The sequence below is a fragment of the Desulfolithobacter sp. genome (genome assembly GCF_054025815.1).
In genome coordinates, this window is the sequence record NZ_JBPMMS010000021.1 from 40177 (window position 1) to 51967 (window position 11791).

An 11791-nucleotide genomic window follows, 5' to 3' on the forward strand; every position below is an offset into this window, starting at 1 on the left:
CGCTATCTCTCCCGCAGTGCCAGCATCTTCGCCCGGAGCATGGGCTTTAGCAGGTAGGAGAGGATGGTCTTTTTCCCGGTCAGGATATCCACGGTGACCACCATGCCCGGGATGATGGGCAGGGGGTTGTCGGCCGGGCCGAGGTAGTTGCGGTCGGTCCGCAGCCGGACAATATAAAAGCTGCCTCCCTTCCCGTCGGTGATCGAGTCGGCACTGATGTGCTCGAGCCTTGCTTCAAGGCCGCCGTAGACAGTGAAATCATAGGCCGTGAACTTGACCATGGCCCTCTGATCCGGGTGGAGAAAGGCGATGTCGGCCGGCTTGATCTTTGCCTCAATGAGCAGGGTATCCTCCAGGGGGACGATCTCGATCAGGTCCATTCCCGGCTTGATGACCCCGCCCACGGTGTTGACCAGGATCCGGTTGACCGTTCCTCGTACCGGCGAGCGTACCGCCGTCCGTTTGAGCCGGTCCATGAGGGCTATCGAGGTTGCCGAGAGTTCTTCCAGCCGGGCATAGGCCTCGCCAAGTTCTGTTTTGGCCTTGTTGGCAAAGGCGAGTCGTTTCTCTTTGAGCGCCTGTTCGGCCTCGACGATCCGGGAACGGGCCCGGGGAATGGCCAGTCGGGTCGATTCGATCTCGCCCTGCATCTGGCTGAGCTGGCGCTCCAGTTGCAGGACCTCCACCATGGAAACCGCTCCATCCTTCATCAGCGGCCGGGTCATCTGCAGCTCTTTTTGCAGCAGTTCCCGGGTCCGGGTTAGTTCCCTCAGCCTGGCTTTCAGCTCTGTCACCTCCTGCTGCCGCTGACGGAGCTGTTCCTTGAGGACCTGCAGGGAGGCGGCCAGTTCCTTTTGTCTCGAGGCATGGAGCTGTTGTTCACGTTCAACGATAGCAGGCATCTCCCGGGCCACTTCTTCCGGGACCTCAAAGGAAACCTGATTGATTTCGGCTTCCAGACGGGCGATCCTGGCCTTCAGGGCCAGGGTCTGGATATGGCTTTCCTGGTACGGAGCTGAAAATCTGGTTTCGTCGATGCGCAGCAGCAGCTGTCCCTTTTCCACCACATCGCCCACTTGGACCAGGATCTCCGAGAGGATGCCGCCCTCAAGATTCTGGATCACCTGTACCTGGCGGGAGGGAATGACTTTACCGGTGGCCCGGGTGACTTCCTCTATCTCGGAATTGGCAGCCCAGTAGATGGCCAGGGCGAAAAAGAGCACCACCGTCCACAGGATGATCCGGCCTCCGCGGGGCGACTGGACGAGAATAGCTGTGCGGATATCGGTTACCATGTCCACGTCGCGGGCCGGCATCCGTCGGAATATACCGGGAGGTTTTTTCCGGTCCGGTTGTTTTTCTGTTCTGGCCATGGTTCGTTTACAGGCTCAGTTGTCCGGTCTTGAGCGCTTCCAGCACCCGGCTCCGGGATCCGTCGGCAACCACGGTACCTTTATCGATTACGATGATCCTGTCCACCAGGTCAAGCAGGGAGGCCCGGTGGGTGATAAGGATCAGGGTCTTGGGGGCCAGGAGGGTGGCCAGGCGGGTCTTGAGGTGCGATTCGGTTCGGTTGTCCATGGCGCTCGATGGCTCGTCCAGCACCAGGACCGGTGGATCGTGGAGCAGTGCCCGCGCCATGGCCACGGTCTGGCGCTGGCCACCGGACAGACCGCTCCCCTGTTCGCCGGTCTCCATGTCAAAACCCATTGGGTGGTGATTGACGATTTCAGTGACTCCGGCCAGTTCCGCTGCCCGTAGGACGGTGTCGTCGTCCACATCGGGTGATCCAAGAATGATGTTGTCGCGGATGGTGCCCCGAAAGAGGACGATGTCCTGGGGTACGTAGCCGATGACGCGTCGTAGCTGGGCCGGATCGATCTGCCGGATATCGGTCCCGTCCATGCAGACCAGGCCCGCGGTCGGTTGGTAGAGGCCGAGCAGGAGCTTGCCCAGGGTGGTCTTACCCGAGCCGATGGGGCCGATGATGCCCACTTTCTCCCCGGGATTGATGGAGAGGGTAATGTTTTTCAGGGTTTCCACCTTCTGGTCCGGATAGGCAAAGTCAACCTGCTTCAGGCTGATAGCACCGCGAAAGGTGGCCCGGTGGAGAAAGTTTATTCCTGCAGGCCGTTCCTCCGGCAGGGCCATGATCCGGTTCAAGGTCTGCAGGGCGGCCCGGGCCCTGTGGAACCGCGTGGCCAGGCTGACAACCTGGGACATGGGCGCCACGGCCTGGCGCGTCAGAATTACCAGGGCGATGAGACCGCCCTGGGTCAGCTCACCGGCAGCGATCCGGTATACTCCGGCAACAACCACTCCCACCACGGTCATGTTGAGGATGAAATTGGCCACATGGTTGACCGACGAGGAAAGGAACCTGGCCCTGGCACTCCATGTGGCAATGTAGGAGACCGCTTCCTCCCAGGCACGCTGGAGCTGGCCTTCGGCACCGAGCATCTTGATGGTCTCGATACCTGACAGACCCTCGACCAGGATACCGTTTTTCTGGGCCGCGGCGGAGAAACTTTTTTCCACGGCTTTTTTCAGGGGAACCTGGATCAGGATCGCGTAGAGGAGCAGGAGAACGATGGCCCCCGCGTGGATCAGTGCGACAGGGCCGCCCAGGTACCAGATCGCGCCCAGAGCCAGGAACATGAAAGGCAGGTCGATGAGTGCGGTGATGGAGAAGGAGGTGATGAAGTCGCGGATCGATTCAAACTGTTCCAGGTTTTTGGCAAAGGCGCCGACGGATTTGGGACGAAACTCCATTCGCAACCCGAGCACCTTTGCAAACAACATGGCCGACAGTCGCAGGTTGGCCTTTTTGCCGGCTTCGTCTATAAAATAGCTGCGCAGACCCCGCATGACGAGGTTAAAGAAGTAGACCACGCCGATCCCGGTCGCCAGGACCCAGAGGGTTTCGAAGGCATTGTTGGGGATGACGCGGTCATAGACATTCAGGGTGAAAAACGGCCCGGCCAGGCCGAAGACATTTATCAGGAACGAGGCGATCAACACATCGCGATAGATACGCCAGGAGCGAGCCAGGGTGGACCAGAACCAGTGTCCTGGTCTTTCCTCGCCCGATGGGTCCATGGTTTCCTGCCGGTTGCGGAATCTTGGGCGGACAAAGATGGCATAGCCGGTATAGAGATCCTCCAGTTCGCCGCAGGCGAAGGTTTCTTCGCCCATTCCGGTTTCCGGCAACAATGCAGTGATTCGCTGTTTGTCCCGGTCGATCTCCAGGGCGATACAGGCCCGGTGACCGTTAAGCAGCAGTACCGCCGGCAGTTCCAGGTTGGTCATGGAGTCCAGGGGCCGTTTGACGACCCGGGACGCCATTCCGGCCCGCTCGGCCGCCCTGGAGAAAAGCTCCACGGTAAGCCGGTTTCGTACCAGCGGCAGACCGGCCCGCAGCGCGGTCCTCGAGGCCGGACAGCCGTGGATCCGGGCCAGCTGGACCAGGCAGTCGGTCAGAGGGTCGTCAAAAGTATCGGTATCGCTGCCCGGGGTCCATTTAGTATCCGGTCCGGCAGCCGTGGCAACGGTCATGGTCTCGGGTTGGTTGGGTGTTGTTGTGCAGGGCGAGGTTGCATGCTACTATGATTTAAGCACAAGGACAGTGGTTGGTCAAATACTCTTTGGGAGATCAATATGTTATATGTCGAGCGAGATGAACAGGGAAAGATTGTCGCCATCTGTCGGCAACCCGGAGACCGGGCCGTGGAAGCAAAGGAGCTCCTGGATCCTGAGGTGCTCGAGTTTCTCTGCTCTTCCGGGGAAAAGGACGCACTGTCCCGGCTTCTCTCTCTTTCAGATAACAGTATCATCCGTGTCCTTGAAGACCTGATTGATCTGCTGGTGCGCAAAAAGGTTATCCTCTTTACTGAACTTCCCGAGGAGGCCCAGAAAAAAATCCAGGATCGCAAGCAGTTGCGGCGCAGGATGAGCCGGGATCCGCTCATGGTGGACGACATTCTGTGAGTTTGGAGCTTGCTGGTGACCTCTCTCTTCAGGCTATCTCCCGTGGATGGTCCAGATAGTATCCCTGGAGACCATCCAGGCTCAGTCCACTCAGCAGGAGATGCTGATCTTTTGTTTCCACTCCTTCTCCATGGACCGCGATGCCCAGGCTGTGGGCCACGCTGCACAGCGAATGGATGAAGAAATGGCTGTCACTGCCCGCTGATACCAGCTCCCGGGTAAAGGCCCGGTCGATTTTGACATAATCGGGCTGGAGACTCTTCAGATAGCCGAAATTGGCAAATCCCTGGCCAAAATGGTCAATGCCGTAACCATGGCCCAGGTCGCGGATCCGACGGCCCAGTTCGGCCAGAAGTTCCAGGTGCCGGACCGCGGAAAATTCCGTAAACTCGAAGATGAACCGTGGCCTGTCCCGGCTGTCTTCTTCCAGCCTGGCAAGTAACCAGTTCGTAAACGGTCTGTCGGCCAGTGAGACGGGGGAGATGTTGATTGCCAGCTGGTCTGCTCCGGCCTCATCTCTGGTCAGTGCCATGGCTTTTTCCACCACACTCCTGTCCAGCCGGGTGATCAGGCCCAACCGGTGGGTCAGAGGGACAAACTGTTCGGCCCGGAGCAGTCCTCCGTCACTTTTTCGCAAACGTGCCAGTATTTCGCGGTGAAGGATTCGCTGCGGATCATCCAGGGCTACGCAGGCCTGGCCGAACAGGACAATGTCTTCTTCGGCAATGGCCTGTTCCAGAACCTTTTTCCAGCCGATCCGGCCCCGGGTAAGATCTTCTGTTCGTGAGGGGATCCGGCGGATCACCCACTGGTTCGGTCCCTTGCTGGAGGCTGCCTGCATGGCGGAGTCGGCACCGGCCAGGAGGGTGGAAAACGATGTCTTTTTGGTAAAGACCACTCCGCCGATGGAGCCCGTGCCTGCCAGGGGATGGTGTTTCTCTCCCAGGTCCCATAATCGCTGGCAGATGGCGTCGGCCACCTGGCTGGCCTCATCCAGGCCGGTATCCGGGAGAAAGACCCCGAAATCACCGCCGGTGAGCCGGGCCACGGCAGCCCCGGGAATATCTTCGGTTCCCGTCCGGAGGATATCGGCCACGGTCTGGATCCGCGCATCGCCAGCCTTAAACCCCTTTTTTTCGTTGAGCTCTCTGAGCCCTGTTATGTGGACCAGGAGAAAGGTCCCCCGGATCTCGGTCCCGGGCCGGTCTGTCCGACTGACGACCTGGTTTTCCAGGTAGCGGCGGTTGCCCAGTCTGGTGAGGGGGTCGCTGTAGGCCTGACGACGCAGCTGCTGTGCGGTCCTGGCCTGTTCTTCGAACATGGTCTTGACCCGCAGAGTCATCTGGTTCATGGCCTGGACAACCTGGCGCAGTTCACGGGTTCTGGGTATGGGCTCCTGGATTTCAAACCGGCGTTGGCTGAGGGCTCGGGCCTGGTCTTCCACCCTGGCAAGAGGCCTGAGCAGCAGGCGCAGGCCTATGCCGCCTGCAAGGCAGGCCAGGGCGGCCAGGAGCAGGTACCAGCACGTCATGCTGACCGTGGTGTCCCACAGAGAGATGTAGGCAAATCCCGGATGACTTTCCACCACGATGGTTCCGGCCTGGAACCAGCCATCCATGACTCTGGCCGTGGCACGGGGCGGTTCCAGGGGCACAAGGTGGATGAACCATGGGGGAACGGTGTCCAGGGCCACCTCCATGGACCTTTTGACCCGGATCAGGCCATCCAGGTCCTTTAGAACGATGAGCCGGTAGTACCCGCGGTCAAAGATGGTGTTGATGATGGTCTCGGCTGCGGCTATGTCATCCTGGGCCGAGTAGGCGGAAATGGTCAGGCCCAGAGAGGTAGCAGTGTCTTGGGCATGGGACTGGAGCTGCTGCTGGAGATATGTTTTGGTGGCCTGCAGCCGGGTCACCCAGCTCACCGTGAACAGGGTCAGGATCAGGATCAGGATGAAGAGGAGAAGCTGGCGGTATAATGTCATGGAAGGCCTCGCTTAAAACAATCCTTTGGGAAGTCGGTTGAGTACGTCCTGCCAGCGACTGAGCCGGTCGCTGGGGCCGACAAACCGGCCCTGGCCCCGCTGTTTGGCCAGCCACAGGCCGGTGCCGTTGAAACTGTACACCGGTAGCAGATCACGGCGCCGGGAAGCCGGTTTGATGGTTTTGTCCAGGTTGTCGAGGATGAGGGGTTCACTGCCCGGAGCCGGATAGTAGGTTACTACCATATGGGCCAGGTTGTAGCGCAGCGCCTTGACATAGGTAAGGGTGAGATGTTTGTCCGGGATGCCCAGGGCACGGAGGGTAAAGTACTTGGCCATGGCAAAGTCCTCGCAGTCGCCGCCGCCACTGGCAAGGAATTCCACCGGTGTAGCCCAGTAATCCTTTTTTTTCCAGTGGACGGTATCGTCGACAAAGTCCAGCCGGTTGAAAAAATCATTAACCTTCTCCAGTTTTTCGCGCGCATTTTTGCTGGTGTCTTGGTTGATCAGTTCGACCCACTGGTGCAGCCGTTCTCCGGCCTCTGGGCCATATCGGCGTCGGGCCGCTTCCAGGACAGAGGAATTCAGGGAAAACCTTTCGGACAAGGCCAGGGAGGGAGAGATTCCCTGCAGGGTCACAGCCAGAAGGAGGAGGATGAGAGCGGTTGCGTGCCACCAGGGTGCCATGATGGACGGCGGACAGAAAGAAACCCTGACCGCACCATGATGGTGCCGGTGGTGGACCGGGGGGCCGCCGGGAACAGGTGGTTGATCAGTCCTGTTTTTTTTCAGAGTTCTGGTCGTGGGTGTCAATACGGGCTTCCCGGGGCCACTTGAGCCCCAGTGTCTGGACTAACCTGCCGGAACTGTTCAGAATGCGGCAGCAGGCATAGATGAAGTCATACCGGGCATGGACCAGGTCGCGCTCCGCGTCGATCCGTTCGGCTTCGGCATCAAGAACGTCGAGCAGCGTCCGGCGGCCAATATTCCACTGTTTGGTATAGGAGCGGGCCGTTGCCCTGCTGGCCTGGACCCGGGTTTCCAGAAACGGCAGCCGCTCCTGCACACTCTGATAGGCCATCCAGGAGAGACGGATGGACTCAATAATCTGGCGGCGAATGTTGTTGCGCAGTTCTCTCGCTTCCTGGACCAGGTGGCTGGTTTCCAGTCTGCTGGCATGATCCCTTCCGCCCCGGAAGAGATTGTAACGCAACCGGACCATGGCAACCAGGTCGTCCTGTCTGCTGTCACCGGCATCGAATTCTTTATTCCATTTTCGATCCACTTCCAGGTCGATCCGGGGCAGAAGGGAACTTTTGGCCACCCTGGCCCTGGCCTGGCTGGCAGCAAGGTCGGCTTCGGCGGATTTCAGACTGGGATGCTGTCGCAGAGCCATGGCCTGGGCCTTTTCCAGGTCCGTCGGCAGTTCCTGGTCCAGGTGAGGTGGCTGGACAAGTTTTCCCGGCAGGTGACCGACCAGGGCCTGGTAGCTGGTTTTCGCATCCATCAGGTTGGTCCGGGCGATAATTTCGTTTGCCTGGGCCAGGGCGAGGCGACCGGTGATCTGCTCCATATCGGTTCGGGTGGAAATTCCGGACTCGCTGCGCAATCTGATTTGATCGCTTATTCGCTGGTGTAGAACGAGATTTTCCCTGGCCAGTTCGAGTAGTTCCTGCTGGCGGAGGACGTTGAGGTAGACTCTTGACGCCTTTAGCGCTATGTTTTCTGAAATGGCCTGGAGTCGAAAGGACGCAGCCCTGCTTCTGGATTGCTGTTGCCTGGTTTCATTGAGAGTGGCGAAACCGGCAAAAAGATTCTGACGCAGGCTGATGGTAAGCTCCTGCGGATTGATGTCCGAGCCTCCGGGTTCGTATACCCGGCCGGTGCCGCTGCCGGCCAGGATATCCACAGAGGGAAAGTAATCGGCTCTGGCTCGGGTCACCTGGGTTGCCACGGCCTCGCGGCTGTGAACCGCGGAGCGGACCTCGGGGTGGTTGTGGAGTATGGAGCCGACGGCTTCGACCAGGGTTTCCGCCCCCAGGGGTACCGGTCCGGCGAGGAGTCGGGTTGTCATGGTCAGGCAGGCTGTGACGATAAAGAGTGTGGTTCTGTTCAAGTAAGTCTCCTGCGAACAAAAAGAGGCATCGGGGATCCGGTGCATTGTTCAGGGAAAAGCTCAATGATCGAGACGTGTTGTCTGCATTGTCGCACGTCCCTGACAGGTGGTCAATTTTTTTTTGCAGTTGAGCGGAGCAAGGAGTTTTTTTTGAAGGGAGACCGGTCGAGATCACCCACCATGTTGAAGAAACATCAGGAGCCATCACCACTGGGTCAGGGACTGGCCGAGATTTTTGACCGTCGCAGCTGGAGGGTCCAGTGGGGCCTGGTCGGACTGGCCCGGGACTGGTCCTCCATTGTCGGGGAGACTGTGTCCGCCCGGAGCATGCCGGCTTTTTTCCGCCGTGATGTTTTATGGATCTATGTCTCCAGTCCCATCTGGATGCAACAGCTTCAGTTGCAGAAGCAGGATCTGCTGGACCGGATCCGCCGGTACTTGAGTCAGGATGAGGTGGCTGATCTGCGTTGGCTGCTCTTTCCCCCTGAACTGCTGCCCGAGAATGAGCACCGGGAGCCTGAGGCAACTCCTGAGAGAAAGTTGACGCCTGGGGAGGAGGAGAGCTTCCGGACCATGGTTTCCGGTATTGCAGATCCGGAGAGCCAGGAGGCCTTGTTTCGGTTGTGGCTCGCCTCCCGCAAAAAAGGGCTGTCCGGGAGAAATGATGGGTGATTTTCAGCCCGTGGGTTGATCCTGGCGCTACGCCTGTCTTGCCTGGAGCCTGTAAATAGTATTATATGATCACCCAGTGGATCCGGTACTGGTTTATCCGTATACATATCCATTGTTTCCAAGGATGATTTTTTCGAGTTGAGATCATAACCTATGAAAAACATAATAGAACTAATCGGAAACACCCCGCTGGTCCCCATTGTCCGGCTGGCAGCCGGCCACAGGGCCACGGTGGTCGGCAAGCTGGAATCCCGCAATCCCGGCGGCTCGGTCAAAGACCGGATAGCCCTGTCACTCATCGAAGCAGGGGAAAAAAGCGGCGAGCTGACCCGGGACAAAATCGTGCTCGAGGCCACCAGCGGCAACACAGGTATTGGCCTGGCCATGGTCTGCGCTGCCAAGGGGTATCGCTGTCAGCTCGTCATGCCCGAGTCGGCCAGTGTGGAGCGGCGGCAGATCATGCAGGCCTACGGCGCTGAAATCATCCTTACCCCGGCCAGGCGGTCCACCGATGGAGCCATTGAAAAGGTCTACGCCATGGCCCGCGAACATCCGGAACTTTACTATCTCACCGATCAGTTCAATAATCCCGCCAACTGGCAGGCCCATTACCAGACCACCGGGCCCGAGATCTGGGAGCAGACCGGCGGCCGGGTAACCGACATCATCACCACCCTGGGGACCTCGGGAACTGCCATGGGGTTGTGCCGCTGGTTCGCCGAGCATCATCCGGAGGTGCGGGTGATCGCAGTGGAGCCTTATTATGGCCACAAAATACAGGGGCTCAAGAATATGAAGGAGTCGTATCGTCCCGGTATTTTCGACAAGTCCCTGCCCTACAAGATCGTCAACGTGGCCGACGACGATGCCTTCGAGATGGCGAGAATGCTGGCCCGGGAAGAGGGTATTTTTGTCGGCATGAGTTCAGGGGCGGCCATGGTAGCGGCCCTGGAGCGGGCCGGAGAACTCGATCGGGGGGTGGTGGTGGCCATTTTACCCGATGGCGGTGAGCGCTATCTCAGCACCCCGTTGTTCGTTTCGCAGGCCAGGCGGGAAAAAAAGCGCTCTTCTCTTCGATTCTACAACACCATGGCCAGGAAGAAGCAACCCTTTGAGCCGCTTGCCAAGAAACGGGTCACCTTCTATGCCTGCGGGCCCACAGCCTATGAACCACCCAACCTGGCCCACTGCCGGCGGCTGGTGGTGGCTGACCTCATGGTTCGCTACCTGGAGCTCAAGGGCTATGAGGTGCAGTCCTACATGAACTTCACCGACCTGGATGACAACACCATTGCCGGGGCGGAAAAGGCCGGCAAGGCTCTCAAAGAGTTCACGGACGGGTATATCCAGGCCTTCAAGGCGGCAGCGGAAAAACTCGGGGTCAAGCAGGCCAGCGGCTATCCCCGGGCCTCCGAGCATGTCGGCGACATGATTGAGATTGCCCATGAACTCATCCATAAGGGGTATGCCTACGAGAAGCATGGCTCGATCTATTTCGATATTTCCAAGTTCAAGCGTTATGGCCGCCTTTCCGGGGTGGACCTGGGTAAGATCAGAGTGGGCCGTACGGTGGATCTGGACGATTATGAAAAGGACAATCCCCGGGACTTCACCCTTCTCAAACGCTCCACTCTGGGAGAATTGAAAAAGGGAATCTTTTTTGAAACCGACTGGGGCAATGTCCGGCCTGGCTGGCATATCGAGTGTTCCGCCATGTCTACCCGGTACCTCGGTGAGACCCTGGATATCCATACTGCCAGCCAGGATCTGATTTTTCCCCACCATGAGAACGAAATCGCCATTGCCGAGGCTCTGACCGGCAAACCGCTGGCCCGGTACTGGCTCCATTCCGGACTGCTGCTCAAGGATGGGCGCAAGATGTCGGCCGAAGCCGGCAACGTGGTCATTCTTGACGAGGTTTTGGAGCGGGGCTACACGGGTCGTGAGGTCCGTTTTCTTCTTCTCGGAGTCCATTACCGAAAGCCACTCCATTTTTCCTATCGCCGACTCGACTCGGTCCGCACTGCCCTGCGCCGCATCGATGAGTTCACCCGCAAGCTGCTCTGTCTGCCGCCGGGACTGCCTCATCCTGAGGTCACCGTGTACGTCTCCCGGCTGGAGAAGCGGTTCTTCGAGGCTATGGATGATGACCTCAACATCTCGGGCGCCATAGGTGCCTTGTTTGATTTTATCAAGCATACCAATCCGGTACTCCAGCAGTCCAGCCTGGATCGGGAACAGAAGAGAGATATATTTGACCTGCTGCGCCGGATCAATTCCGTGCTTGGCATCATGTCGCTTGATCAGTGCCCCCTGGCTCCGGAAATCGACCGCCTCATCAGGGAACGGGAGGAGGCAAGGAAGAAAAAGGACTGGAAGCGGGCTGATGAGGTGCGTGAGGAACTTCAGCGACTCGGCATTACCATCCACGACACCGCCAGCGGGCCGGTCTGGGAACAGGCGGATGTGTGTCGGCTGTGTGACAGGGTGGAACCGTTGCAGAAAAATCTGCCGGCCCTGGAAGAGAGATGAATTGGATATTGATTTCCGCCCAACTCCCCGGTACATTAACAGATCCACCCGCCCGACGGGTTCGGATCGGGACAAGAAAAAAAGTAATTGCGCCAGTAGCTCAGCAGGATAGAGCAGCGGACTTCTAATCCGCAGGTCGGGGGTTCGAATCCTCCCTGGCGCGCCAGAGGCTACGCAGGCCCGGCCAGGAAGTTTTTCCCGGCCGGGCTTTTTTTGTGGCCGGAATGCGGAGGGCGGCAGTGACACCTTCGGGAATATTTCCCGGAGGGAAGGGGCCTGATTCATTGAGTTCCAGTGATCACGGCCTCTTCCAATATCGTTGATCTGTATGGGCGAAAGAAATTGCAGTATTGTGTCAGTGCCGGAAAAGAGCCAGGATCTGTTTATCGGTTTGATCAGGGAGTTGATTTCTTCTACACTGTAAGTGTAAGGACAAGGGCCGGTCGGACCGGGCAGAGGCTCTCTCTCCAGTTTGCCACAGGATCAGCAGAATATAATTCTCG

8 protein-coding genes and 1 tRNA gene are annotated in these 11791 nt (G+C 58.6%); 4 read left to right on the forward strand and 5 right to left on the reverse strand.

Annotation, left to right across the window (positions count from 1 at the left end; all coding sequences use genetic code 11):
* Positions 1–2: 2 nt before the first annotated feature.
* Entirely contained in the window at positions 3–1373 is a 1371-nt protein-coding gene (locus tag ACXJJY_RS05995; protein WP_456385977.1) for an HlyD family type I secretion periplasmic adaptor subunit, read from the reverse strand.
* A gap of 7 nt (positions 1374–1380) precedes the next feature.
* A complete protein-coding gene (locus ACXJJY_RS06000; protein WP_456385979.1) occupies positions 1381–3555 on the reverse strand; it encodes a type I secretion system permease/ATPase in 2175 nt (724 codons plus the stop codon).
* Positions 3556–3657: 102 nt separating this feature from the next.
* On the opposite strand from ACXJJY_RS06000, the gene ACXJJY_RS06005 reads away from it, so the two are divergent.
* The gene (locus ACXJJY_RS06005) at positions 3658–3987 is read left to right on the forward strand and encodes a hypothetical protein (RefSeq protein WP_456385981.1); all 330 of its coding nucleotides are present in this window, start codon (positions 3658–3660) and stop codon (positions 3985–3987) included.
* Between the two features lie 28 nt (positions 3988–4015).
* Here ACXJJY_RS06005 and ACXJJY_RS06010 read toward each other — a convergent pair whose 3' ends face one another.
* The 3 genes from ACXJJY_RS06010 to ACXJJY_RS06020 all read right to left on the reverse strand — a co-directional run bounded on the left by ACXJJY_RS06010 (position 4016) and on the right by ACXJJY_RS06020 (position 8084).
* Positions 4016–5971, reverse strand: coding sequence for a bifunctional diguanylate cyclase/phosphodiesterase (locus tag ACXJJY_RS06010; RefSeq protein ID WP_456385983.1), 1956 nt, complete (start codon positions 5969–5971; stop codon positions 4016–4018).
* Between the two features lie 12 nt (positions 5972–5983).
* A complete protein-coding gene (locus ACXJJY_RS06015; RefSeq protein WP_456385985.1) occupies positions 5984–6655 on the reverse strand; it encodes a transglutaminase-like cysteine peptidase in 672 nt (223 codons plus the stop codon).
* Between the two features lie 85 nt (positions 6656–6740).
* Positions 6741–8084, reverse strand: coding sequence for a TolC family outer membrane protein (locus ACXJJY_RS06020; RefSeq protein WP_456385987.1), 1344 nt, complete (start codon positions 8082–8084; stop codon positions 6741–6743).
* A 180-nt stretch (positions 8085–8264) separates the two neighbouring features.
* Here ACXJJY_RS06020 and ACXJJY_RS06025 point away from each other — a divergent pair, with 180 nt between their 5' ends.
* The 3 genes from ACXJJY_RS06025 to ACXJJY_RS06035 all read left to right on the forward strand — a co-directional run bounded on the left by ACXJJY_RS06025 (position 8265) and on the right by ACXJJY_RS06035 (position 11454).
* Positions 8265–8756, forward strand: coding sequence for a DciA family protein (locus ACXJJY_RS06025; RefSeq protein WP_456385989.1), 492 nt, complete (start codon positions 8265–8267; stop codon positions 8754–8756).
* 153 nt (positions 8757–8909) lie between these two features.
* The gene (gene cysS, locus ACXJJY_RS06030) at positions 8910–11288 is read left to right on the forward strand and encodes a cysteine--tRNA ligase (protein WP_456385991.1); all 2379 of its coding nucleotides are present in this window, start codon (positions 8910–8912) and stop codon (positions 11286–11288) included.
* 89 nt (positions 11289–11377) lie between these two features.
* Positions 11378–11454: transfer RNA gene (locus ACXJJY_RS06035), tRNA-Arg, on the forward strand.
* The last annotated feature ends 337 nt before the right edge of the window (positions 11455–11791 follow it).

Excerpts from the sequence above, each read along its gene's own strand:
- ACXJJY_RS06005 (WP_456385981.1), top strand. The coding sequence starts at position 3,658 with ATGTTATATGTCGAGCGAGATGAACAGGGAAAGATTGTCGCCATCTGT.
- ACXJJY_RS06010 (WP_456385983.1), bottom strand. The coding sequence starts at position 5,971 with ATGACATTATACCGCCAGCTTCTCCTCTTCATCCTGATCCTGATCCTG.
- ACXJJY_RS05995 (WP_456385977.1), bottom strand. The coding sequence starts at position 1,373 with ATGGCCAGAACAGAAAAACAACCGGACCGGAAAAAACCTCCCGGTATA.
- ACXJJY_RS06000 (WP_456385979.1), bottom strand. The coding sequence starts at position 3,555 with ATGACCGTTGCCACGGCTGCCGGACCGGATACTAAATGGACCCCGGGC.
- ACXJJY_RS06025 (WP_456385989.1), top strand. The coding sequence starts at position 8,265 with ATGTTGAAGAAACATCAGGAGCCATCACCACTGGGTCAGGGACTGGCC.
- cysS (WP_456385991.1), top strand. The coding sequence starts at position 8,910 with ATGAAAAACATAATAGAACTAATCGGAAACACCCCGCTGGTCCCCATT.
- ACXJJY_RS06015 (WP_456385985.1), bottom strand. The coding sequence starts at position 6,655 with ATGGCACCCTGGTGGCACGCAACCGCTCTCATCCTCCTCCTTCTGGCT.